23 protein-coding genes are annotated in these 25,045 nt (G+C 49.0%); 4 read left to right on the top strand and 19 right to left on the bottom strand.

Annotation, left to right across the window (positions count from 1 at the left end):
* Positions 1 to 30: 30 nt before the first annotated feature.
* From ACN0VA_RS00635 to tsaE, 11 genes are all read right to left on the bottom strand, one after another.
* On the bottom strand, positions 31 to 606 hold the full coding sequence (locus tag ACN0VA_RS00635; RefSeq protein ID WP_417819268.1) for an RNA-binding protein: 576 nt from the start codon (positions 604 to 606) through the stop codon (positions 31 to 33).
* Positions 596 to 2,107, bottom strand: coding sequence for a transcription termination factor NusA (gene nusA / locus ACN0VA_RS00630; protein ID WP_417819267.1), 1,512 nt, complete (start codon positions 2,105 to 2,107; stop codon positions 596 to 598). Before nusA ends, ACN0VA_RS00635 begins: the two co-directional genes overlap by 11 nt.
* Positions 2,108 to 2,113: 6 nt before the next feature.
* Entirely contained in the window at positions 2,114 to 2,608 is a 495-nt protein-coding gene (gene rimP, locus ACN0VA_RS00625; protein WP_188663653.1) for a ribosome maturation factor RimP, read from the bottom strand.
* Positions 2,609 to 2,783: 175 nt separating this feature from the next.
* Positions 2,784 to 3,569, bottom strand: a complete 786-nt coding sequence (locus tag ACN0VA_RS00620; protein WP_417819266.1) for a hypothetical protein — start codon at positions 3,567 to 3,569, stop codon at positions 2,784 to 2,786.
* A gap of 86 nt (positions 3,570 to 3,655) precedes the next feature.
* On the bottom strand, positions 3,656 to 4,363 hold the full coding sequence (gene trmB, locus ACN0VA_RS00615; RefSeq protein ID WP_417819265.1) for a tRNA (guanine(46)-N(7))-methyltransferase TrmB: 708 nt from the start codon (positions 4,361 to 4,363) through the stop codon (positions 3,656 to 3,658).
* Positions 4,364 to 4,452: 89 nt separating this feature from the next.
* Positions 4,453 to 5,625, bottom strand: a complete 1,173-nt coding sequence (metK, locus tag ACN0VA_RS00610; protein ID WP_417819264.1) for a methionine adenosyltransferase — start codon at positions 5,623 to 5,625, stop codon at positions 4,453 to 4,455.
* Positions 5,626 to 5,798: 173 nt separating this feature from the next.
* Entirely contained in the window at positions 5,799 to 6,272 is a 474-nt protein-coding gene (locus ACN0VA_RS00605) for a helix-turn-helix domain-containing protein (protein WP_417819263.1), read from the bottom strand.
* 136 nt (positions 6,273 to 6,408) lie between these two features.
* Positions 6,409 to 8,010, bottom strand: coding sequence for an apolipoprotein N-acyltransferase (gene lnt / locus ACN0VA_RS00600; RefSeq protein WP_417819262.1), 1,602 nt, complete (start codon positions 8,008 to 8,010; stop codon positions 6,409 to 6,411).
* Positions 7,952 to 8,668: a nucleotidyltransferase family protein gene (locus ACN0VA_RS00595; protein WP_417819261.1), complete on the bottom strand. Its 717-nt coding sequence runs from the start codon at positions 8,666 to 8,668 to the stop codon at positions 7,952 to 7,954. The genes lnt and ACN0VA_RS00595 overlap by 59 nt, the downstream gene beginning before the upstream one ends.
* Positions 8,653 to 9,660 (bottom strand): aminoglycoside phosphotransferase family protein, encoded by a 1,008-nt coding sequence (locus tag ACN0VA_RS00590; protein ID WP_417819260.1) that lies wholly within the window; start codon positions 9,658 to 9,660, stop codon positions 8,653 to 8,655. Before ACN0VA_RS00590 ends, ACN0VA_RS00595 begins: the two co-directional genes overlap by 16 nt.
* The gene (tsaE, locus tag ACN0VA_RS00585) at positions 9,653 to 10,114 is read right to left on the bottom strand and encodes a tRNA (adenosine(37)-N6)-threonylcarbamoyltransferase complex ATPase subunit type 1 TsaE (protein ID WP_417819259.1); all 462 of its coding nucleotides are present in this window, start codon (positions 10,112 to 10,114) and stop codon (positions 9,653 to 9,655) included. Before tsaE ends, ACN0VA_RS00590 begins: the two co-directional genes overlap by 8 nt.
* An 83-nt stretch (positions 10,115 to 10,197) precedes the next feature.
* Between tsaE and ACN0VA_RS00580 the strand changes: the two genes are divergently transcribed.
* Positions 10,198 to 11,214, top strand: coding sequence for an NAD(P)/FAD-dependent oxidoreductase (locus tag ACN0VA_RS00580; RefSeq protein WP_417819258.1), 1,017 nt, complete (start codon positions 10,198 to 10,200; stop codon positions 11,212 to 11,214).
* Here ACN0VA_RS00580 and ACN0VA_RS00575 read toward each other — a convergent pair.
* From ACN0VA_RS00575 to pdxY, 4 genes are all read right to left on the bottom strand, one after another.
* Positions 11,172 to 11,939, bottom strand: a complete 768-nt coding sequence (locus tag ACN0VA_RS00575; RefSeq protein WP_417819257.1) for a substrate-binding periplasmic protein — start codon at positions 11,937 to 11,939, stop codon at positions 11,172 to 11,174. The genes ACN0VA_RS00580 and ACN0VA_RS00575 overlap by 43 nt on opposite strands.
* A gap of 141 nt (positions 11,940 to 12,080) precedes the next feature.
* Complete coding sequence (gene cobW, locus ACN0VA_RS00570; protein ID WP_417819256.1) at positions 12,081 to 13,148, bottom strand: cobalamin biosynthesis protein CobW; 1,068 nt, start codon at positions 13,146 to 13,148, stop codon at positions 12,081 to 12,083.
* Positions 13,149 to 13,151: 3 nt separating this feature from the next.
* Positions 13,152 to 13,646: a bifunctional adenosylcobinamide kinase/adenosylcobinamide-phosphate guanylyltransferase gene (cobU, locus tag ACN0VA_RS00565; RefSeq protein ID WP_417819255.1), complete on the bottom strand. Its 495-nt coding sequence runs from the start codon at positions 13,644 to 13,646 to the stop codon at positions 13,152 to 13,154.
* Entirely contained in the window at positions 13,647 to 14,498 is an 852-nt protein-coding gene (gene pdxY, locus ACN0VA_RS00560; RefSeq protein WP_417819254.1) for a pyridoxal kinase PdxY, read from the bottom strand.
* A 132-nt stretch (positions 14,499 to 14,630) separates the two neighbouring features.
* On the opposite strand from pdxY, the gene ACN0VA_RS00555 reads away from it, so the two are divergent.
* Positions 14,631 to 15,512, top strand: a complete 882-nt coding sequence (locus ACN0VA_RS00555) for an HpcH/HpaI aldolase/citrate lyase family protein (protein ID WP_188663623.1) — start codon at positions 14,631 to 14,633, stop codon at positions 15,510 to 15,512.
* A gap of 83 nt (positions 15,513 to 15,595) precedes the next feature.
* A complete protein-coding gene (locus ACN0VA_RS00550; protein WP_417819253.1) occupies positions 15,596 to 17,128 on the top strand; it encodes a glycosyltransferase family 9 protein in 1,533 nt (510 codons plus the stop codon).
* Here the strand turns inward: ACN0VA_RS00550 and ACN0VA_RS00545 are convergent.
* The gene (locus ACN0VA_RS00545; RefSeq protein WP_417819252.1) at positions 17,125 to 18,741 is read right to left on the bottom strand and encodes a CHAD domain-containing protein; all 1,617 of its coding nucleotides are present in this window, start codon (positions 18,739 to 18,741) and stop codon (positions 17,125 to 17,127) included. The genes ACN0VA_RS00550 and ACN0VA_RS00545 overlap by 4 nt on opposite strands.
* 90 nt (positions 18,742 to 18,831) lie before the next feature.
* Positions 18,832 to 20,667 carry an extracellular solute-binding protein gene (locus ACN0VA_RS00540; RefSeq protein WP_417819251.1) on the bottom strand — a complete coding sequence of 612 codons (1,836 nt, stop codon included), beginning with the start codon at positions 20,665 to 20,667 and terminating at the stop codon, positions 18,832 to 18,834.
* A gap of 83 nt (positions 20,668 to 20,750) precedes the next feature.
* On the opposite strand from ACN0VA_RS00540, the gene ACN0VA_RS00535 reads away from it, so the two are divergent.
* A complete protein-coding gene (locus tag ACN0VA_RS00535; protein ID WP_417819250.1) occupies positions 20,751 to 21,362 on the top strand; it encodes a tetratricopeptide repeat protein in 612 nt (203 codons plus the stop codon).
* Between the two features lie 65 nt (positions 21,363 to 21,427).
* On the opposite strand, the gene acnB is transcribed toward ACN0VA_RS00535, so the two are convergent.
* Both acnB and ACN0VA_RS00525 read right to left on the bottom strand, forming a co-directional pair.
* Positions 21,428 to 24,013 carry a bifunctional aconitate hydratase 2/2-methylisocitrate dehydratase gene (gene acnB, locus ACN0VA_RS00530; protein WP_417819249.1) on the bottom strand — a complete coding sequence of 862 codons (2,586 nt, stop codon included), beginning with the start codon at positions 24,011 to 24,013 and terminating at the stop codon, positions 21,428 to 21,430.
* A gap of 386 nt (positions 24,014 to 24,399) precedes the next feature.
* On the bottom strand, positions 24,400 to 24,975 hold the full coding sequence (locus tag ACN0VA_RS00525; RefSeq protein ID WP_417819248.1) for a hypothetical protein: 576 nt from the start codon (positions 24,973 to 24,975) through the stop codon (positions 24,400 to 24,402).
* Positions 24,976 to 25,045 lie beyond the last annotated feature (70 nt).

The raw sequence follows: 25,045 nt of genomic DNA, 5'->3' as shown, positions 1-25,045 counted from the left end.
AAAACAAGATGCCTCTTTCAGTTTCATGCGTTACTCGCGAAAACCTTGCAAGCGCAAAGCCTCCACTTGGAAACGTTCGGTCAAAGGACCGGGAGCGAATCCCATATGGACCAAATGGTCCCGCCCAACAGCCTGACCCAACTCTTCAGAATCGAACACGTCGATCAAAGGTCGGTCGCCTGCAAGGGCTTTTAATTTTGCCCGGCCATCGTCAGCGCCGTTTTTGGCCGCCAACAGGACGGCGATTCTACCGTCTTTCAACCAGTTCCGGGTTTTTTCAAACCCGTATATTACCGTGCCGTTGCGTCGCATCATCCCAATGAGTGAGAGGCAACGTTGCACCAGCAAGGCTTCAATTCTGTCCGCCAAACCATCCATTGGCTTGACGTTTTGGCGTGCTGCACGTGAAAATGCGTTTTTCGCACATGCAGTATTTACCACATCTCGCGCAGCACTCAACCATAAACCGCGTCCCGGCAATTTTGCATCCACATCCGGCACGACAATGCCATCCGGGGAAACAACGCAGCGGATGAGTTCTTCCTTAGGTCGAACTTCTCCGCTGACGATGCAGCGACGTTCAGGGGTGTCCCCCTTATTCTTCATCTTCGAACCAGTGTGCCCGTGCCGCCATGATGATTTCATTGGCAGCCGATTCACTCAGGTTCTTTTCGCCGACATATTCGCGCAGCTCATCACCAGCGAGATCGGCGAGATCGTCGAGGGTCTTGACGTCATTTTCACCAAGGGCAACCACCATTGCAGCAGAGAGGCCTTCAATATTAACGAGATCGTCAGACACACCCAATTCTTTGCGGCGCGCATCCAGAACTTTATCCTGTTCTTCCAGATAAGTCAGGGCACGAGAGCGCAGTTCTTCGGCAACATCCATGTCGAAGCCTTCGATTTCTGCCAGTTCCGCACGCGGGACATAGGCCACTTCCTCGATAGAAGAGAAACCTTCTGTGACCAACAGATGTGCAATGACATCATCAACGTCAAGAGCTTCAATAAAGTTAGCGGAGCGGGCCTTAAATTCTTCCTGACGGCGTTCAGACTCATCAGCCTCTGTCAGAATGTCGATATCCCATGACGTCAATTGCGACGCCAAACGGACGTTCTGACCACGACGACCGATTGCCAGTGACAGCTGATCATCGGGAACGACGACTTCGATGCGGTTGGTTTCTTCATCCAAAACGACTTTGGCGACTTCAGCCGGGGCAAGGGCGTTTACGATAAAGGTCGCCGGGTCGGCAGACCATTGGATGATGTCGATTTTCTCGCCTTGTAATTCAGACACAACGGCTTGAACACGTGAACCACGCATCCCGACGCAGGCACCGACCGGGTCGATAGAATGGTCGCTGGATTGCACAGCAATTTTTGCACGTGAACCGGCATCGCGGGCCACGGCTTTGATATCGATGATCCCATCGTAGATTTCCGGCACTTCCTGTGTGAACAGTTTTGCCATGAATTGCGGGTGGGAGCGTGACAGGAAGATCTGCGGACCGCGGTTTTCGCGGCGCACATCAAAGATGTAAGCCCGAATACGGTCGCCGTTCTTTACATGTTCACGCGGGATACATTCGTCGCGGCGCAGCAGGGCTTCTGTGCGGCCAAGATCGACAATGACGTTACCGAATTCAACGCGTTTAACCAGACCATTGACAACTTCGCCGATGCGGTCGCGGTATTCTTCGAATTGACGATCACGTTCTGCATCACGTACTTTTTGCACAATTACCTGTTTGGCAGTTTGTGCGGCGATACGACCAAAATCGATCGGAGGGAGCGGATCAACCAGAAACTCACCCAGTTCCGCATCTGCTTTGCGCGTGCGGGCTTGATCGACGGTCATTTGCATGTGTTCGTCTTCGACTTCTGCAACGACTTCGATATAACGGGCGAGTTTGATCTCACCTGTTTTACGGTCGATGTGGGCGCGAATATCATGTTCTTGCCCGTACTTGGAACGACCGGCTTTTTGAATAGCCTGTTCCATTGCTTCGAAAACTTGGTCGCGTTCGATCCCTTTATCACGTGCTACAACGTCTGCGACTTGAAGCAATTCGGGGCGAGGCATTCCGCTAGATTGTTCCATCTTTCCTTACAATCCTTGTTCTTTAGACGCTGCGGCCAGCAGGTCGTCGGTGAGGACAAGCTTGGCTTTGACAATATCTTCGAAGGGAAGATCTTGGGCTTCGCCGTCCACGAGAATTTGTACATTTCCATCCACGAGGCCGACAAGGCGGCCCGTGAAACGTTTGCGGCCATCGATCAGATAGGCCACTTCGACCTTGGCTTCAAAACCGGCAAACCGTTCAAAATCTTCTGCCCGCACCAGCGGACGATCTACTCCAGGTGAACTCACTTCCAGAGAATAGGCGTCTTCAATCGGGTCATCGACATCCAGCAACGGCGAAATCGCGCGGCTGATTGCGGCACAATCTTCTACGTCCATAATCTTGCGGTCCAGACGTTCTGCCATGATCTGTAATGTCGGATGGCGTTCACCCTGCATTTGCAGGCGGACAATCGCATATCCCAGATCCGTCAGGGTGGGCGCAATAATTTCTTCAATGCGTTTAAGCGCTAAAGACATATGCAAGAAACCCCTTTCTTTCAGATTGAAAATTATGTCCCGATAACAAAAAAAGCGGACCGTTGGGCCCACTTCAATCAAATCCACTAAAGTGGCTATGTATTGAGTTCGCCCTCTTTATACGCTTCTTTTGTTGAAATGCAAGGAAAAATAATACGCGCGTAGGAGAGGGACGTTAGTAGGTTAATTGATCTTCCAACCCATTGGCGATGAACAATCCGCGCAGTTGTTTGTTTTGTTTAAGCTGATCCAAAAGCTGTTCAAGTTGCAAGACATTGATGGGTGCGCCTGTGCGGACCAGTGTGCGCAAGCTGTAATGTTGATCAAAATGGTCTGAAATCAAGAGTTTGGAACGGTTTTGCGGGTTTGCGTAGAAATATTTTTTTAAGTAAGACAGCGTTACAACACCGATGTCGACTTTATTTTTGAGAGTGAGATCCAATATGCGCTCATGTGAGTTATGTAAAACAATGTGAAAGTTTTGTCTCAGCCAATCTTGGTTGGCATTAAAGTTGGCAAACCCGTAATGATAGCCAATATAAGCGCTGATGCTTTTTGATGTTAAATCATCAAAAAAGCTTTGATCCCGGCCCTTCTGATTTGCGGTCACATATTTCTCACCGCCTTTCATTATCTCTCGCGTCTGCTCAAAGGTCAGTGCCGTTTTCTGCCAGCCCCATGTGGGCATTTCAAAGAAAATGATATCGGCACGGGCTGTGGCAAACTGTTGATAGCGTCGGGTCGGGGATGTCACCTTTAATTCAAAGTGATAATCTGTTTGAAGATTGTTGAGCAGGGCAATCAGATCGGTTGTTAAGCCTGTTCGGTTATCTTCATTAAAGAAAGGCGGGAAAGGGTACGCAAGAACACGAACTTTTGTTTGGGCTTGCGCCATGCCTGCCATGAGCATGAATAACGCAAAGAGCGATAAAAGGCCTGAATGTGTGCGTAAGTGCTTCATGGCAGCGTCATACTCTTATATGTTATTTATTGCAAGTACCTAGCCGTAGTGTTGGTAAGAAAAATAACATAGAGTTGAGTATCTGTCTACTTACGTCTAAACCTCAGGTATATACAGGGCTTACCCTGTTTCAACGCTTTTTGTTCATAACGGGTTGGGGGCCAATCATTGGGGCGGATGCGCCAATCTCGCGGGCCGTCGCAGATCCATTCGAAATCACTGTGATTTGACAGATGTTCCAGTGTCCAGTCGATGTAGGGCATATGATCGCTGGCAACACGGAATTCGCCACCGGATTTGAGGACACGGGCAACCAGTTCCAAATTTTCGTGACCAATAAAACGTCGCTTGGCATGGCGTTTTTTGCGCCAGGGATCAGGAAATAGCAGAAACATTCGATCCAGACTGGAATCTGGCAGGCTATCAAGTAAAGAACGCGCATCATCATCCAGAATGCGAACCCGTTCCTGTAAGTTTTGATTGTCAATATGGACCAGAAGGCTGGCCACACCGTTCATAAAGGGTTCACAGGCAATCATGCCGACGTCGGGATTATTGGCAATTTGTGCGGCGGCATGTTCCCCGCCGCCGAAGCCAATTTCAAACCAGACTTGCTTGACGGGTTTTTGAAACACAGTGTTTGGATCGATTTGGTGACCGTCTTGCGGGGCACTCAAGCGTAAGGACGGTAGAAGTGTATCGACCAGTTCTTGTTGACGGGGTTTCAGTTTGTAGCCTTGGCGGCGACCAAACGTGCGCAGACGTGTGGTATAAAGTTCCGGGTTATCTGACATTTTCTTTCCACATAGCAAATGGCCCCTGTACGAGACAGGGGCCATGCATACCCGCGTTTGCAGGTAATCTCAACTGTTTTAAGCCAGAATTAGAACTGGCGTTTCAGTTCGTCAACCAGATCGGTTTTCTCCCAAGAGAAGTGACCTTCCGCTGTCGGTGTGCGACCGAAGTGACCGTAAGCTGATGTTTCTTTATAAATCGGACGGTTCAGTTGCAGGTGTTCACGAATGCCGCGCGGCGACAGGTTCATGATTTCGGCTGCGATTTTTGCCAGTTTCTGTTCGTCAACCTGTGCTGTACCGGCTGTGTCACAATATACGGACAACGGTTTGGAAATACCGATTGCGTAAGAAAGCTGAATGGTACATTTGTCAGCCAGACCGGCTGCCACAATGTTTTTCGCGAGATAACGTGCGGCATAAGCTGCAGAACGGTCAACCTTGGTCGGATCTTTACCGGAGAACGCACCGCCGCCATGCGGGGCCGCCCCACCGTAAGTATCAACAATGATTTTACGACCTGTCAGACCCGCATCGCCATCGGGACCACCGATTACGAAACGACCTGTCGGGTTAACGTAAATTTCGCTGTCTGCCGGCAACCAGCCTTCGGGCAGAACTTCTTCGAAATAAGGTAGAACCAGTTCACGAACATCGCCCAAAGACAGGCTTTCGTCATGTTGTGTCGATACAACCAAAGACGTCGCACGAACCGGCTTGCCGTTTTCATAAGCCAATGTGACCTGTGATTTGCTATCCGGGCCAAAACCGACGACTTTGCCGGAATGGCGATCTTCAGCCATGCGGCGCAGGATTTGGTGGGAATACATAATCGGGGCGGGCATCAGTTCCGGTGTTTCGTTACAAGCGTAACCAAACATAATCCCCTGGTCACCGGCACCTTCTTCTGTATCGGTGCCTGTGCCTTCGTCGACACCTTGGGCGATATCAGCAGATTGAGAATGGATTTGCGATGTGATTTCGCAATCTTTCCAATGGAAGCCGCGTTGCTCGTAACCGATGTCTTTAATAGCTTGGCGTGTGATTTCTTTGAATTTTTCGTGGTTCATCTCGTCCGGGCCGCGAACTTCACCAGCGAGTGCGACAAAGTTTGTCGTACACATGGTTTCAACAGCAACGCGAGAATGCGGGTCGAGAGCCAAAAATGCATCAATAATGGAATCGGAGATACGGTCACAGACTTTGTCCGGGTGACCTTCAGAAACAGATTCAGACGTAAAAAGATATTTGTCGAGAGCCATGATAAGCGCCTTTCGATCAAAAGTTAAACCAATGGATCAAGGGCACGATTATCTGTAAGCCCACTTAGCGACATTTTTTGACATGGGTGCGCAAGCGATCCAAATCCCCCCATGTTTCTGCGGGTTTTTCCACAGAAATATTGGAAGGATTTGTATCAGAAATGGTTATCAGGTCAAGTGTTTTCGTTTGTTGAAATATTCTGCGTCGCAAGTACTTTGGCGAGTTCAAAAAGACGCTTGCGCACCAAGGGGTTTGAAACTTTGTAATAATTTCTGACCAGTTCGAGTGTTTCACGCCGGGTGATATCATCGGTTTCAAACGCGCTGACATCATTACTCAGGTGTTTGTTGACGGATTTATAGCGTTGTTCGCTAATTTCGTCGGGCATCTCTTCGAAAAAATAGGCAATAGAGACATCCAGAACGCGGCTGAGATCATAAAGTCGACTTGCGCCGATTCTGTTGGCACCACGTTCGTACTTTTGAATTTGTTGAAAGGTCAGTCCGACGGTATCGCCCAGCTTACCTTGGCTCATCCCCAATAAAGTTCGTCGTTGCCTTAAGCGTGCACCAACATGAATGTCGATGGGACTCGTCTCTCCGGGCTTTTTTTTCGGCAAGCCTGCAGGTTTCGCAAGTTCGTCCATGTTCCTTAATTTCCCCAATTCGCACACCAGTTCAGGATTATCCCGACTCTGCAGTTGGGCGGACTATAGCAAACATCTGGACGGGAATTCAACCAGAGTAGAAGGGTTTTGTCCAAAAATAACCAAAGATTGAATATTATCTTTTACGATATATAGCAAAACTGACCTGAGCGATAAGAAATAAAAAGCCGATTAGACCCATTAAGATAGTATTTGCGGCGCTGCTTGCGAAAGGAGGGTGTTCCAATCGCTTTGCCAGCGGAACGTCAATGAAACCGCGCTGTCCATAATTCAGGTGAGACAGCACACGACCATAGGCATCGGTCGCTACGGTGATCCCTGTATTGGCAACGCGGATTAAGGGGAGGCCTTCTTCAATACTGCGCATACGTGCACTTATTAAGTGTTGATAAGGGCCGGGGCTGTCAGCATACCATCCATCGTTTGTTAAGTTTAACAACCAATGAGGGCGGTTTACTTCATTTACAACCGAGCCTGGGAAGATAACCTCGTAACAGATCAGAGGACTGAAGGAAGGTAGCCCTTTTATCTGTAGGGTTTGTATTCCATCACCCGCGCTAAAGTCGACCATACCCGCTGTTAATTTGGGAATAGGGTTAAAGCGGCGAAAGGGGATGTATTCACCAAAGGGGACGAGATGGGATTTGTCATAGACGGCAGTGATTTCCGCCTTTTCATTCACGACAAGCAGACTGTTCCATACCTGAAAAGGTTCTTGCCCCCGGGGTGTCATACGTGGTGTGCCGGTGAGAACAGCACCGCCGGGTGGCACAACAGAGGCCACAGCCCGCAGCACATTGGGTTCGCGGTTTAAAGCATAGGTCACGGCCGTTTCGGGCCAGATAATGTGGCTGGGCCTTTTGCCGTTTGTGCTTTTTGCAAGGCTTAATTCAAGATGCTGATTAAAATTGGCGATTTTCAGATTTCTGTCCCATTTATGGGCCTGATCGATATTAGGCTGCACAAGGCGGAGCGTTATCTCATCATAAAAGGTGACATTGGCATTTTGTAAACGCAGACTGCCCGTAACCCCAAATAGGATGGGAATGAGAAGGCAGGCGAGAAGGGGAAGAACCCTTTTGTTCCCTTCCAAATAGTAAAAGCATGCAGGTAGGCTGAGGGCCAAGACGCTCAACAGGCTGAAACCGAAAGCACCGACATAGGCTGCCGGTTGCATCATAACATCGCTGAAGGCCCAAACTGTTCCGGCGAGGTTCCACGGAAAACCGGTAAAAATCCAGCTTCGTACCCATTCCCATAGGGTCCATGCAACCGCAAAAAGGATAATCCGGGCGAAGGCTTGAGACGGATGTTTTTGATTGCGCCACATGAAATGGGCGCTCAGGGTTGTCAGGCCGATAAACAGCCCCATCGCAAAGGCAAGGGCGGGAACAGCAATGGGAATAAGCCAGCCATGTTTGCCCGCATTGACGAGAAAGGCATTGGTGAGCCAGTAAAGACCACCGCCAAAAAAACCGACACCAAAGAACCAACCGGTGAAAAAGGCTTGTTTCGCCGTTGTGCAGCGATCCAGCAAAAGAAACAGTCCGGAAAAGCCGATAAAAGCCAACGGCAAAATATAAATCGGTGGCAGGGCTGCAACAACACAGAGGCCAAGCGTGATCAATAGTCCCGCTTTTTTCCAGCGGTTTTGAACGTCAAGCAAGCTTTGCAAAGTAATCTTCGGCAACTTCCAGCCCTTCCGGTGTTCCGACATGTAACCAATCGCCATCATGAACAAGTGCACGTGCGCGGCCTTTGGTAATCGCATCCTGATAAATTTCGCGCAAGGACCATTTGCCTCTTGGGCGGTTTTCAAACGTGTTATGTGCCAAAATCTGTACCCCGCTAAAGACGTAAGGAGCGGTGTTGCGTTCTTCGCGAAAGGCCGGGATGGAACGGTTGTCCAGCGTAAAGTCACCGGGACCATTGTACCCGATGGCCTTGGCACTGGGGAGCAAGAGCAACAACACATCCATATCCGCTGCGTTCCAGAAATCTTTCATTCGGCGCAGGGTCGGCGTTGGTCCGTTTAAGAGAACGGCATCCCCATTCAGGACAAAAAAGGCCTTTCCTTTTAACAAGGGCAGGGCTTTTTGCACACCGCCGCCTGTTTCCAACGGTTCGTCTTCGTTTGAAAGCTGGATATTCATGTCTGTGCGATTTTTGAAATGGCTGGCGATTTGTTCGCCCAGATAGCTGATGTTCAGGACAACATCGCTCACACCGGCTTCTTTCAATCGATCCAAGGCCCGATCTGCCATTGTCCGCCCGGCGACCTTGATAAGGGGTTTGGGCGTATGCAGGGTTAAGGGATGCATTCGGGTGCCCAGTCCCGCCGCCAGAACCATGCCGGAGGTTATATGTTCAGACATGCGGGAATCCCTCGGGCTTCTTTGGTGATATGTTGGTCGATCCACGTTTTGACATCTTTCAGCATCGGGTGCCTGAGCGACCTTTCCAACAAACGCCAGACGCGCGGCATATGTTGCAGATAAATCGGTTTGCCGTCACGCATGCACAGGCGGGCGAAAATACCGATAACTTTGGCATGGCGCTGCGCCCCCAAAATTGCGAAGACGGTATCGAATTCTTCCGGTTCCAGTTCCGGGAAGGCCCGAGTATAGCGCATTTTCATTTCTTCAATGAGTGACGGTTTTATGTCGCGCCGGGCATCTTCGAGCAGGCTCATCAGGTCATAAATACCGGACCCTAAAACGGCATCCTGAAAATCCAGTAATCCGCAAGCCGCCCATTCATGGCGACCCGGCAGCAGCAACAGATTGTCGACATGATAATCGCGCAGCACAAGAACCTGTTTTTGATCTTGAAGATAATCAAAACAGGGTTGCCAAGCCTTAATATAACTTTCGCGCATATCATCGTTGACGTAAGTGTCGCCAAAGGCGGCTTTCATCCACCAGTCAGGTAAAAGCAGAGCTTCAGTCGTCAGCAATTCGTGATCATATTTGGGCGTATCGTCTGGCAGTTCTGCGACATCTTTGTGCAGTTCGACCAGAACGTCGGTGGCCAGTTTATAAAGTTGTCGTTCATCCGCGCCGTTTTGCAAGAGCCGAGTATAGGTATCGTCGCCGAGATCCTCGATCAACAAAAAGCCGTTTTTGGCATCTTGGGCCAAAATGTGCGGTGCACTGAAACCGTGTTTGACCAAAAATTTGGCGATCTTAACAAAGGGGCGCACATTTTCTTGTGGCGGAGGCGCATCCATTAAAACGACTTGTTGGTCATTGCGGTTTAAACGGTAATATTTGCGAAAAGAGGCATCCCCGGCCAGCAAGGGACAATCCACTCCGCCCCATCCGTTTTCTTCTAAAAAACGTTGGCGTAATTTTTGGCGATCAGACAAGGGCAATCTCCTTGAGGCGGTCGAGCCAGCGACCTTGTGACGAAAATTCAAAATGCCGGGCGTTTTGGTCTGCCGGGTTATGGGAAATTTTGATGTTCAGGCAATCCCACGGCAGATACGCGCCCAGTTTGGAGGGCCATTCGATCAACGAGATCCCATCGTTAAAGGCTTCCTCGATCCCCAGTTCTAAACCGTCTTCGGGGGCATCAAGGCGATACATATCGAAATGATAAAGCTCACAGGCCTCGGTCTCATAGATTTGAACGAGGGTAAATGTCGGGCTGGGGACTTCTTCGTCCGGGGAGGTCATGGCGCGGATAAAGGCGCGCGAAAAGACGGATTTCCCAACCCCTAAATCCCCATGCAGCGCGATGACATCACCGGGTTCGGCGATGGTGGCAAGGCGCTGGGCAATTTCTTCGGTTTCGTTTTGGTTTTTGATTTCTATTTTCATGGCAACTTAATACTAGACTTCGGCCTCTTTTTCATCGCATTTTAGGGCCAATTGGTTCGTAAATTCTTAAAAGGTTAAAATCAATGACTGAGATGCAGAAAACTGACGTTGCCATCATCGGCGCAGGCCCGACCGGACTGTTTGCCGTGTTTGAATGTGGTATGCTGAAAATGAACTGCCATGTTATTGATGCGCTGGACATGATCGGTGGGCAATGTACGGCCATGTATCCAGAAAAACCAATTTACGATATTCCCGCCCATCCGTCCATTACAGGCGGTGATCTGATTAACAAGCTGGAAGAACAGGCGGCTCCTTTCAATCCGGTTTATCATCTTTCTCAACAAGTCACGAAACTTGAAAAACAGGAAGATGGCAGTTTTAATCTGGAAACCGACAAAGGGACACAAATCAACGCCAAGGCGGTTATCGTCGCCGCCGGTGTCGGGGCGTTTGGCCCGAACCGTCCGCCGCTGGACGGGTTGGCGCAATATGAAGGCAAATCCGTCTTTTATATGGTACGCAAACGTGAAGAGTTCCGCGATAAACGCATCGTGATTGCTGGTGGTGGTGACAGTGCGGTTGATTGGGCACTGTCTTTGGCTGATGTTGCGAAGTCTGTGCAGGTGGTTCATCGCCGCCCGAAATTCCGCGCGGCGCCGGAAAGTGTTTCCCAGATGCAACAATTGGCCGCAGACGGCAAAATCGAATTGGTTGTTCCTTATCAGTTGGACGGACTGAAAGGGGATGGGGATCAGTTAAGGGCGGTTGTTGTTAAAGATTTTGATGGCAATACACGCGACCTCGAAGCTGATGTCATGCTGGCGTTCTTCGGTTTGTCGCAAAATCTGGGCCCGATTGCAGAATGGGAACTGGAACTGGATAAAAAACATCTCAGTGTACACCCAACCTCTATGGCGACCAGTTTGGCCGGAGTGTATGCCGTGGGCGATATTGTGACTTATGAAAATAAGCTTAAATTAATTTTATGCGGTTTTTCCGAAGCGGCAATGGCAGCGCGCTCTGCCCATGCTTATGCGCACCCCGATGAAGAACTTCATTTTGAATATTCGACTTCTGTCGGGGTTCCCGGCGAATAAGGCGGTGTTGTTTTGAGGGCGGCAACAATTTTGTTGCCGTAATGCTGGCGGATAATTGTGGCAATTGTACCATCCTGTTTCATCTCGCGAAGGGCATGTTGCCAGAGTTGGACTTCCTTTATGCTGACGCTTGGGTTTGTTGCCAGATAAAGGGGGCCGATGGTATAGGAAAAAGTTGTTTTAACAAAAGGCATAAGGTTAAACTTACGCATATTTTCCAGACCAACGATATCCCAAATTAACCAACCGTCGATTCGACCATGTTGTAAGAGTTTGCTCAACGATTCACCGGTTGAAGATAACACAACATATTTGCGCAGATCCGGCAAGGTGCGCGTCATGGCATCGGCAACAGATCCGAGCAGAACACCTATACGTTTTCCTTTCAGCTCATCCATGTTTTGATATTGGGCGTTTGTGCCGCTCATAATCAGGAAGGTGAGGTTCAGCGGAAGAATTTCTTCCACCCAGACATATTGATCTTCGCGTTCCGGGATACGGGTCAGCGGGGCAATCGCGGCCCCGGGGATGCGTTGTGCATTTTTTTGTGAACGCACCCACGGTCCGGCATAAAGGGCGATCGGACGTTTCAGCCTGTGCGCGGCTTCATTTAAGAGATCCGGGAAGGCACCGACATAGCCAACCGCCGTTTTTTCCGCCAGAACGCCTTCCGGCAAATGAATGGATGTGATTTCATTTGCATATGTTCCAGCGGAAAAAAACAAAAAAATTGCAGAAACGAAGATACCTTTTAAGCGCAAATATATGACCTATAACCTGTTTAGATGGGTTTTATATGATAGATATTTCTACCATTTGTTACATTTCTTGTAATTTATCTAATAGGATAAGGTGGCTATTTTTGCTTACGATGCAAGGGCTTTTTCAATAGCTGCTTTGTCCAGCCCATGCTTTCCGATAATCACAAGTTGACTGGTGCGTGGTTCATCATTTGCCCACGGACGGTCGAAATAGCGTTGGAAACGCGGCCCCACACCCTGTACGACATGGCGCATGGGTTTACCGGGGACATCAAGGAAGCCTTTAATCCGTAAAATATCATGGGCATCGACAAGCGCCAGCAATTTGTTTTCCAGATCGACCGGGTCTGCAATCGGACCAAGCGAGACAGAGAAACTTTCAAATTCATCATGGCTGTGGTCGTGATGATGGTCATGGTCGTCATCATCATCGTGGTCGTCGTGTTCGTGATGGGAATGGCGATGATGCAAATCGTCTTCAGCCGCTGCGTCCAACCCCAACAGGATGGTCGGGTCAACCTGACCGTGATCTGTTTCAATGAATTTGACATGATCACGTACGCGGGCCTGCAAATCGGATTTAATTTCTGTCAGGCGTGTAGCTTCGACAAGATCGGTTTTGTTCAGCAAGACCATATCGGCGCATTGCAACTGGTCTTCGAACAGTTCTTCCAGCGGGTTGTCGTGATCCAGACTTTCATCGCTTTCACGAACCTTTTGTATCGTGGCTTCATCATCGGCAAAACGCCCCATGTCAACGGCATGGGTATCGATAACCGTGACCACACCATCCACGGTTACACGTGTTTTAATCTCTGGCCAATTAAAGGCTTTGACCAATGGTTTGGGCAGGGCAAGGCCAGAGGTTTCAATGACAATATGGTCGGGCAGATTGTCGCGTTCCAAAAGGGCTTCCATCGTTGGTAGAAATTCATCCGCGACAGTGCAGCAGATACACCCATTTGCCAGTTCAATTACATTGTCGTTGCCATCTTCGTCTTCACAGCCCGCAATGCCACACCCTTTAACCATTTCGCGATCAACGCCCAAATCACCGAATTCGTTAATCACCAACGCAATTTTTTTACCATTGGCATTTTCCAATAGATGGCGGATCAAAGTGGTTTTACCGGCGCCTAAAAAACCGGTAATGACAGTTGCAGGTATCTTCATGGATTATTCTTTCATTGTGAGGGGAAGTCCGGCTGCGACAAATATCACACGATCGGCGGTTTGCGCTACCGTTTGATTAATTTTGCCTGCCAAATCACGAAATTTTCGGGCCAAGGCATTATCGGGCACAATGCCCAGTCCAACTTCGTTAGACACCAGTACAACGTCTTGTTTTGCCATTTTCAGGGCACGACAAAGCTGTTCGGTTTCCTGATCGATATCGGCTTCCATCTCCATCAGATTGGACAGCCATAAGGTCAGACAATCGACGAGCATGGGTTTGTCTGTGTTAGCAATGATATCGTGAATTGCGACCGGTTCTTCAATGGTTCGCCATAGATCGTTGCGCCGGGCCTGATGAATTTGTACCCGTTCCGCCATTTCCGCATCCCAAACGCGCGAGGTGGCAAGATAGATCCCACCGCCTAAATCCTCGATTATTTTTTCTGCATAAGCCGATTTCCCGGATCGTGCGCCACCTAGAACGAGGGTAATCATTTATCCAATCCTAACGGCATCTATATAAAAACTTGGATGAAGATATTCGGCTTGGGCGTCAATCAGGCGGAGTTCGTCACTGTCATGGCGCAGTGTGTCATCTATAATACCATATAGGGTCGAGGTCGCCAGTTCCAATGCCTGTTGTGCCGTTTCCCCGCGCAAGTGGTGGGCGAGAAACAGGGCGGCGAAGGTGTCGCCGGTGCCTTTTGCCCGCAAGGCCCGTTGTGGAACGGTGACACGCCAAGCACCCTGGTCACTGACGATGACGTTGGACAGGGTCGGGGTGTTGCCTTTTCGCCCGCGCAAAGAGGTGATTAAAATGGTTTTTGGCCCGCGTGCGCGCAGGGCATCTGCCGCAAACATGGCATCGCTTAACGTCTCTTGCGAACGCCCGCTGAGGTATTTCAGTTCAAAAGCATTAGGGGCGAGAATATCCGCATGCTGGACTAATTCATCGCGAACAAAGGCGGCGACTTCATCTTTGACATAGAGGCGGCGTGTCATATCGCCAACGACAGGATCACAAAAATAAAGGGTGTCTTTGTGAATGCCTTTGATGCGCTCAACCGTTTCAAGGACGAATCGCCCGGCTTTTACGTTGCCAAGATAGCCCGATAAGATTGCCTCGCAATGGGCGAAATGATCCAGATTATCGATCCCGTCGACCATCGCCCGCATGGTTTCAATGGGAACCGCAGCACCGGCATGAGAATCGTAACCCGGATGGTTTGAGAACAGAACAGTCGGCACGGCCCAGACTTCAAAACCAAGGCGTTGCAAGGGAAAGACGGCAGCCGAATTTCCGACATGACCAACGGCGACAGAGGATTGAATTGATAAGATGCTCATACGCTTACATTCTTTTAGGCTGTTTTCTTGCAGTTATACCCCATCATGCGGGCTTGCCAATGAGAAACTTTTGTTTATATTTTTCCGCAATTGCGAAATAACAGAAAACTTAATTGCAAAGGAAATAGTCCAATGGCTGCAACAGCACGTCCTCGTCGTAGTGTCCTCTATATGCCGGGGTCCAACGCCCGCGCACTGGAAAAGGGGCGTACCCTTCCCGCGGATGGTTTGATCCTCGATCTTGAAGATGCCGTCGCCCCGGATGCCAAAGAAGTCGCGCGCCAACAAATTGTTGATGCCGTCAAAGAAGGCGGTTACGGCATGCGTGAAATTCTTATCCGGACAAACGGTTTAAACACGCCGTGGGGCTATGACGATATCGTTGCGGCTTCTACATCCGGTGCCGATGCGATTTTATTGCCAAAGGTGGAAAGCGCAGACACGGTTCGTCAGGTTGAAGCGATCATGGATGGCGCCGGTGCGCCTGCCGAGATGAAAATCTGGTGTATGATGGAAACCCCACGCGGTATGTTACATGCTGAAGAAATTGCCGATTCGACTGATCGTATGGGCGGTTTCGTCATGGGAACCTCGGATTTGGCGAAAGAATTACGCTGTGCCCATACGCCAATGCGTCTGCCCTTTATGATGTCGTTAAACGTTTGTATTTTGGCCGCCCGCGCAGCCGGTATTGCAATTTTGGACGGTGTTTATCTGGATTTGTCCGACGATGAAGGTTTTGTGGAACATTGCAAGCAGGGACAGGAACTTGGCTTTGACGGGAAGACGTTGATCCATCCGAAAACAGTTGCAAAAGCCAATGAAATCTTTGGCCCGTCCGATGCGGAAGTTGAATGGTCCAAAAAAATTATTGCCGCCCATGCAGATGCGGAAAAAGAAGGCAAAGGCGTTGTTGTCGTTGACGGCAAACTGATTGAAAACCTGCATGTGGTTACCGCAAAACAAGTGGTGGCACAGGCTGAAGCAATTGTGAAGATGGAAGCTGGCGCTTAAATCGCTTTATATATCTGATTTAAAAAGGCTCCTGTTGCTGCAGGGGCCTTTTCTTTTGATTGAAATCGGCTAAGCTGGCCCTTATGAAAAAAGAACTGACATTGACCCAAGCGGTTGCCTATGTCTTGTGCTGTCTGAGTCGCGGACAAGTACAGGATGCACGTAATTTATTGATGAAGTTACCACAAGACAATGTACATGTTTTGTTGGCGCAAGCCCGATTGACTTATGTCGAAGGGGATAATCAACGTGCATTTGAGATGACAAACCAACTTTTGTCGACAAAGGAAGCACCTTGTGAAGCAATGGCGTTTGTGTGTTATCTGTTGGCAAAAACGGGCGAGACGGCAAAGGTGCGTCCGATCTTGGCGCGGCTGGAAGAAAAAACGTCTTCAAGCCCACAGTACTGGGGGGATTTGGCCGTTGTCTTTTACATGGGAAAAAACTATGTGGCGGCCCTTCAATGTGCGCAACGTTCTTTAAAGGGCGATCCGGACCGGGTTGAAATCTGGCGGGTTCAAGGGGCTGCACAACGTGATAGCGGCAATCCGCGGGCGGCCATTTCATCTTATTTTCGTGCCTTGTCACTTGATCCCATGCATGGGGAAAGTTACCTGCATTTACATGTTTTCTTTGAAGAGATTGGCGAATTTGACAAGGCAGCTCATTTCCTGAATTTAGCCAAATCCTATGGGATTAAAAATCAGCAGCTTGCCTTGCGCGATGCGCATGTTTTGTTGAAACAAGGCCGTTTGAAAGAAGGCTTTCAAAAATATCGCGTGCGTTATGACGGTGTGAAAATTTCAAATTCACGTCCTGAATGCCGAGTTCCTATATGGAATGGTGAAGAAATTACAGACAAAGATATTCTTGTTTATTGCGAGCAGGGCGCAGGCGATGTTATTCAGTTTTCGCGTTTTCTTATTGAACTGGCGGCACGCGGGGCGAAGGTCACTTTTTTGTGCCGTAAAAGTTTATGCCGGTTGATTGCACATGCTATCCCGCAAATTACGGTCTGCGAAACGGTAGAAAATCCGGATGCATTTGATTACCAGTCTTATCTGATGGATTTGGCAATCTTTATGGATATCAGCGTGCAACGGATGCCACACCGTGAAGGGTATTTACGCGCATCTTATGACGGATTTCAGGATCTGCCCAAAAACAAGAAACCCAAGATCGGTTTTGCATGGCACGGAGGGGCGGCGCATTTGCGAGATCATTTGCGATCCATTGATCTGGGCCAGTTTGCCGATCTGTTTACATTGGCACATCTGGATTGGGTTTCTTTACAGGTGGATGCAAATGCGCCTTTGCCCAAGGTTGACCATTTGATTGATGTGACGAATCGTCTTCAGGATTTTGGGGATACGGCAGCGTTAATTGCCCAGTTGGATTTGGTCATTAGTGTGGATACAGCCATTGCCCATTTGGCGGCGGCAATGGGCAAGCCGGTGTGGTTATTGTTGGACCAATGTGCGGATTGGCGCTGGCAGGAAGAGACAACGCACAGTTATTGGTATGACAGTATCCGCTTGTTCCGTCAGCAGGAATTTGGCAATTGGAAACAGGTTTTAAAGACGGTTCAAACGACCTTGAGAGAGGAGTATTCTTAAGAAACCGTCTCGTCATTTTCGATATGGGCCTTCAGGGCGACTTTCTTTTTGCCTGCTTTGTCTTTATTCACCAATTGGCGGAAGTCTTTTTCAACGGCTTTTGAGGAAAAAGAGGCAAAGCGTTCGGCAAATTCAGTTCGCACAATTTCTTTTTTGCTCATAAAACCTTCGACCAAGACCCCCATTGACATGAAGACTTGTGGTCGGTCTTCGCCGTCCTGCATCATTTGAGCCGAGAAATTATGTAATTTTTCCGCCTGCACATCCAAATCCTGAAAATCACCGAGGTTTTCCTGCAAGCCTTTTAATGTTTTGACCAGTTCACTGACCTGGTTTGTAGGGTAAAGGCTGGCAAAAAACTCCAAGAGGTAACGCAGTTTTTTGCAGGTTTTGCGTAGGTCATGTAAGGCTTCCGCCGGGGTGTCTGTGTCAATGGCACTGCCTTCTGCAATGACGCGGGTATAGGTTTTCCAGATGCGCTTGTCGGCAATGGTACCGATTTCCTGTACCGCGAACGGGGCGCTGGGGCGTTGGGGAACAGGTTTGTCTAAAAAGGCGCGCCATTTGACCAGAAAATCGCGAAAGCGCCGACTGTTGAGGTTATGGACCAATTCCTGACGGGCCATTTCATGTTGCTTTAATAGGAAGTAATATAAAGGCTGCAGGTTTTCTTGTTGTTGGATTGAAAGTTGATCCCGGTATTTCGGATAATCCAGAAGATAAACATCCAGATCACGTACCGGGGTCGTGATGGAACCGATCCATGCCAGTTCCTGTGAAAAACGGTCTTGAATGCTAGGGGGTAGAACCCCTTTCAAACGGCTGAGAGCACTGCGTGAACGGCGAACGGCAACGCGCAAATCATGTAAAAATTCCGTATCGGTGTTGGCAATGGTGCCGTCGATATTGGTTTCAATTTGTGTAAGCTGGTCTTTTAGAATGGCCTTCAAGGCTTCATCCGCGCGCATATCACGGTCCAGCTTGATCTTTAATTTACTGGAATAATCCATCGGGGTTTTTCCGATATTTTCCATGATTTGTCCAAAAAAGACTTTCTGACTGGACGGTGTAAGTCCTGCAAAACGGGGTAAAGTTTTGGCGAAATCTTTTTCATAACCTTTCAGGCATTCAATGCGCAGACGACATCCCAATTCCAGCATTTTACGCCGGGGTGCTGTGCGTTGGAAGTTGACTTCAACAACGAGACGGACGCGCACACGTCCCTTTTTGTCTTCGACATGGATAATGATCTGTTCGGATTTGATCTGCGCTAACACAAGAAGGGCGCGTAAACCGACGAGCTTGGCGACCATCTTTTGCATTTTTCCGTCGGGAATGTCTTTGGGAAAGACAGGAAGGTTTTCGACGGTTTGAGGGGCTGGCATCTTTACCCCTCGCTGATCAGTCATGATCCGTAAATGGTTTGCATCGGTTTGTTCGTAGATGAATGAAATATCGTTACGGCACAAGGCCCAGTCAAAGGTATCCAGATAGGTTTGTTCAACCACCTGTTCCCCTGATTTTTGGCCTTGGGCCAAGGTTGCGACGATGCTACCCCATTCCTGCGCGCTATGTTCATTTCCAAGTGCGTAGTATCTGGTTTCTACGATCATTATCCCGCCTTTCCCCTCTGCGTGTCACAAGAGTGTAACATCTTAGCGGGTATGGTAGCAAAGTCATGTTACATTTTTAGGGAATAATCCCTATTGTTTGCGCTTACTTGCAAGGGCTTTTTCTTTCTCTTTATCCAGCCACCAGAAGGACCAAGCGTCATAGCCGGGGCTGTATTTCGGGTAGATATCCGGGCGGCTAAACTTGTTCCATACAAGGATGCGCGCACTTTTTAGATGCCAGTTGGGAATGACATAATGCCCCCATAAAAGAACTCGGTCCAAGGCACGTGTGCGCATGACCAATTCTTCGCGGTTGGGGGCGTTGACGACCAATTCAACCAATTCGTCTACAATATCATTGCTGATTCCAATAGAATTACGCGCGCCGGGTTGATTTGCGGTCTTGCTGGACCAGAAACTATATTGTTCGTTGCCCGGTGACTGGCTTTGTCCAAAGACGTCGACTACGATGTCGTAATCGAAGGTATCCATGCGTTGTTTGTATTGGGCCGTATCGACCATACGCAAAGTGACGCCAATGCCGAGGCGTTCGAGATTTTTCTTAAACGGCAGGACGACGCGTTCCCATGTGGGCCCCGCCTGTAACAGGAATTCAAAACTAAGTTGTTTGCCCGTTTTAGCATTGATCAGTTTGCGATTTTCAATGACGTAACCAGCTTTTTTCAACAAAGTGACGGCTTGTTTCAGGTTTCCTCGAATATTGCCAGAGCCATCGGTTTTGGGTGGTTCGTACGTTTTTGTGAACACTTCATCGGGTACGCGCCCGCGGTATTTTTCCAAAATTTCCAACTCGCGCCCTGTCGGTAATCCACTGGAGGCCAGTTCGGAGTTTGCAAAATAGCTTTTGGTCCGGCTGTATTCACCATGAAATAGGTTTTTATTGGTCCAATCAAAATCAAAGGCATAGGCCAAGGCTTCACGGACTAAGGGATCTTTGAATTTATCACGGCGAATATTGAACACAAAGGCTTGCATGCCTGCGCCGACGCTATGTTTGAACCGCAATTTTTCAATCTGACCATTTTTGACTTCGGGGATATCATAGGCGGTTGCCCAGTTCTTTGCGATGTTTTCGTATCTGTAATCAAACGCGCCGCCTTTAAAGGCTTCAACCGCAACGGTTGCATCGCGGTAATAATCATAACGAATTTCGTCAAAGTTGTTTTGCCCGGCATTGACGGCGAGATCTTTGCCCCAGTAATCTTTGACGCGTTCATAGACAACGTTGCGACCAGCTTCAAACGATTTGACACGGTAGGGACCACTGCTTAAGGGCGGTTCCAATGTGGTTTTTTCGAAGTCCTTACCCTGCCAGTAATGTTTCGGTATAACAGGAAGTTGCCCGACAATCATGGCCAGTTCGCGATTTTTTGTCGATTTAAAGGTGAATTTGACGGTGCGCTCAGATAAGGCTTCAACTTTGGCCACATCGCCGTAATAAAATCGATATTGCGGGTGTCCTTTTTCAAACAGGGTGTTGAAACTGAACACGACATCGTCAGCTGTGACAGGTTTACCATCGTGCCATTGGGCTTCAGCTCGCAGATGGAACGTGACGGAAGATCGGTCTTCGGGGATGTCAATTGTTTCCGCCAAAAGGCCATATTCGCTGAACGGTTCATCAAGGGAGCGCTGGGTTAACGAGTCATAGACCATACCGATCCCGGCAGCACTGTTGCCTTTTAAGGTAAAGGGGTTGAAGGTATCAAATGTTGATCCCAGTGCGGCAAGACGCAAATTGCCCCCTTTGGGTGCATCAGGGTTGGCATAATCGAAATGGGTGAAATCGGGACCGTATTTAATATCACCGTGCATGGCAACGGCATGTTTTGGTTCTGCCGCCCATGCGTTAAACGTGACGGCCAGTCCAATTATTCCTGCGAAAGCGGCTGTTTTCAAACCCATTTGAGAACCCTGTTTTTTCTGTGAATGCGACATTTACTTGATATTGGCGGGGATGTAAGCTTTGCGCAAGGGGTTGATCCAAAATGCGCTTTGTTTTTTTACTGATTTTAATCGTTTTCTCGTTTCCCGCCGACGCTAGCATGGAAGATGCGATCCGTGCGGTGCAGGAAGGACGCAACGAGGATGCCTTGCGTGAATTTCATCAATATGCGCGGGCGGGAAATCCGGTGGCGGATTACTGGATCGGCACCATGCATATGCAGGGCCGTGGTGTGCCAAAAGATATTGAAACGGCGATGCGCTGGTTTCACAAGTCTGCTCGACAAGACCATGCCCCGGCGATGGTGGTGCTGGGGCGTATTCATGCGGATGGCCTGAACGGTAAAACCAACCTGAACCTTGCGCGCGGCTGGTTTGATAAAGCGGCCAAAGCCGGGGACCATTACGCCATGTTGCGAATGGGCGAGATTTATATTTCCGGTATCGGGATCAAAGCCAATCCGAACATCGGTATTCGTTATGTTAAACAGGCGGCAAAAACCGGATACCCAAAGGCCATGCATATTCTGGGGCTGGCCTACTTGCGCGGGATCGGGATTGCTGTGGATAAGCAACAAGGGTTTTACTGGCTGGAAAAGGCGGCTGAAGCGGGGTTTGCCCCGTCTCTTGAGGTCTTAAAAGAGTTAACACAATAACACATATAAAAAAAATCCCCGTCGGATTGCTCTGACGGGGATTTTTTCATGCTTAAAGTAAAAGCTTAGGCATCAACCGTTGCCGCTTTTTCAACAAAAGCCGGGATCTGGTCGAAGTTCATGTAACGATAAACGTCATCCGCTTTTTCGTTCACAGCCTTCACCTTAGCTTGATATTCTTCGTTTGACGGGATTTTACCGATTTGTGCGCAAACAGCGGCCAATTCGGCAGAACCCAGATAAACGTTGGTATCAATGCCCAGACGGTTCGGGAAGTTACGGGTGGATGTAGACATCGCCGTAGACCCTTTGCGGATTTGTGCCTGGTTACCCATACAGAGGGAGCAACCCGGTGTTTCCATACGCGCGCCTGTTTTACCAAGGATGGAATAGTAGCCTTCTTCGGTCAGAATTGCGGCGTCCATCTTGGTCGGCGGTGCAATCCACAGGCGGGTCGGCAGATCAGACAAACCGTCCAGAACCTTACCGGCAGCGCGGAAGTGACCGATGTTGGTCATACAGGACCCGATAAAGACTTCATCGATGTTCTGACCGGCAACGTCAGACAATGTTTTCACATCATCCGGGTCGTTCGGGCAAGCCACGATTGGTTCTTTAATGTCGTCCATGTTGATTTCGATAACGGCTGCATATTCTGCATCTTCGTCACGCTTCATCAGCTTCGGATCGGCAATGAAAGCTTCCATTGCTTCGATACGACGCTTCAGAGTGCGCTCATCATGGTAGCCTTCCGCGATCATCCATTTCATCAGGGTGATGTTGGAACGCATATATTCGATGATCGGCTCTTCGTTCAGGTGAACGGTACAACCCGCAGCACTACGTTCAGCAGAGGCATCAGACAGTTCGAATGCTTGTTCGACTTTCAGGTCCGGCAAGCCTTCGATTTCGAGAATACGGCCAGAGAAGATGTTCTTCTTGCCTTTTTTCTCAACCGTCAGCAGGCCTTCTTTGATGGCATAGAACGGAATGGCGTTAACCATATCGCGCAGTGTAATGCCTTCTTGCAGTTTACCTGTGAACTTAACCAGTACAGATTCCGGCATATCCAACGGCATAACGCCTGTCGCAGCCGCAAAAGCAACCAGACCGGAACCCGCCGGGAAAGAAATACCCAACGGGAAACGGGTGTGGCTGTCGCCACCTGTCCCAACTGTATCAGGCAACAGAAGGCGGTTCAGCCAGCTGTGAATAACCCCATCTTGTGGGCGAAGTGCCACACCACCGCGTGTCTCGATAAAATCGGGCAGCGTTTGGTGTGTGTTCACGTCAACCAGCTTCGGATAAGCAGATGTGTGACAGAAAGACTGCATAACCAGATCGGCAGAGAAGCCGAGGCAAGCCAGGTCTTTCAATTCATCACGGGTCATCGGACCTGTTGTATCCTGTGAACCCACAGTGGTCATTTTCGGTTCGCAATAGGTACCCGGACGAATGCCTTTGCCTTCTTCCAAGCCACAAGCCTTACCGACCATTTTTTGAGCCAGTGTGTAACCTTTGCCTGTGTCTTCCGGTTCAACCGGTGTACGGAACAGGGTAGACGGTTCCAGACCCAAGGCTTCGCGTGCCCGTGCGGTCAGGCCGCGACCAATGATCAACGGAATACGACCACCGGCGCGAACTTCGTCGAAGATCACTTCGGATTTTACTTTAAATTCGGCAATTACTTTACCGTCTTTCAAAGCTTTACCTTCAAGCGGGCGCAATTCAATCTCGTCGCCCATGTTCATTTCGTTGACGTCAAGTTCAATCGGCAATGCGCCGGCATCTTCCATTGTGTTGTAGAAGATCGGTGCAATTTTGCTGCCCAGACACACACCGCCGAAACGTTTGTTTGGCACGAACGGAATGTCTTCACCTGTCCACCACAGAACGGAGTTTGTCGCAGATTTACGCGAAGAACCAGTCCCGACAACGTCACCAACGTAAGCAACCAGATTGCCTTTAGCTTTCAGGTCTTCGATGAATTGGATGGGACCACGAACGCCTGCTTCTTCCGGTTCAATCCCGTCGCGCGGGTTTTTCAACATGGCAAGGGCGTGCAACGGAATATCGGGGCGTGACCACGCATCCGGTGCCGGGGACAGATCGTCCGTGTTTGTTTCGCCTGTGACTTTAAACACAGTCAGTTTCATGCTTTCAGCGACTTCCGGCTTGGATGTAAACCATTCCGCATCGGCCCAGGACTGAAGAACGGCTTTTGCATTTGCAGAACCCGCATCCGCTTTTTCTTTAACGTCGAAGAAGTAATCGAAAACCAGCAGGGTCTTTTTCAGACCTTCTGCAGCGGTTTCACCGACTTCGGCATCGTCCAGAAGGGCGATCATCGGTTCAATGTTGAACCCGCCGAGCATGGTACCCAGCAATTCTGTCGCCTTGACGTTGGAAACCAAAGAACAGGAAATTTCGCCTTTGGCGACTTGTGCCAGAAAACCGGCTTTGATGCGCGCTGCATCGTCAACGCCAGCCGGGACGCGGTGTGTCAGAAGATCAACCAGTGTGTCTTCTTCACCTGCCGGCGGGTTTTTCAACAATTCAACGAGCGCTTCAGTTTGTTCAACCGACAACGGCAGGGGTGGAATGCCAAGAGCCGCACGCTCCTCGACATGTTTGCGATATTCTTCTAGCACTAAACTACCTCCGCTTATGCAAGAGTGAATAAGGAGAAAGCCCGCATAAAGCGGAGTTCCTCATAAAAAACGTGGCCTATTTACACCACAAACGCGATCGTTTGTCCAGTCTCTAAACCCTTGAAAACGCGCAGAAAACCTTGTCTCTGGTATTACCAAGGGCGACTTTTAAGTTGTCTTTTTAGAGCTGTTAAATAAAGAGTCTGTCCCCTCAGGTGCTTAGCCTGTATTGGTTAACAACTCCCGTATTACCTCAGAAGGTAAAGTGTAATACGAAAAAAGGTGAATTTCGCGTGATATTTAATGGGATGATGCCCATAAATAGAACGTTTTCAATTCAAGACATAAATAGAATCCGCTTTGAGCAAACAATAGGGACAAGAAGATTAGGGAGCCAAATTGTCGGATGGATTAATTATTGCGCGAGAAGGGTTATTTATCCATTTGGGGAGGTATTTAGAGATTTTGGAACGAATGCTTGGCATGTTTGCATCCGCCCACTCCTTTGCTGAGGGGAGCGGTTTTGTCCAAATACAAGAGGGGCATTGTTGATTAAAAGCTTCTAAGCTGCTGTTTTTCACTGCATGTAGTTTGTATTGCATACGCATGAAGCCAATATGGGTCGTAATACTTGCTGCATATAGCTTCCCATCGTCTAGTTCTGCATCAAGAAAATCAGCGTTCTCTCCTATAACGGCAAATCGATAGGAGCCAGCTGGTAGCTTTATAATAAATCTATTTTGAGCAGATAAAATACCAACAAGTTCAGGCGTGCCATTTGTAATATTAAAAATGGATGATTGAAAGCGAGACCCATAACTTTCAGGGCGCATAAACTCTATTAAAGCACTATGATCATCCACGGTTAAATTTAAATTGGATTTATCTATAGCTTGCATGTGTTGACTTTGGCATGCCCCAAGAGACAGCATACAAATAACTGCAATAATTAGAACGCGCACAATTCCCTCCGAAAGTGCAGGATGACTGGGGGGAATTGTGCTTTATCTTTTTTAGTTGATCAATAATTAT

This window comes from Terasakiella sp. (assembly GCF_048267425.1).
Classification (GTDB): domain Bacteria; phylum Pseudomonadota; class Alphaproteobacteria; order Rhodospirillales; family Terasakiellaceae; genus Terasakiella.
Note: the sequence above shows the minus strand (reverse complement) of the source record. Positions and strands in the feature narration are given on the sequence as shown.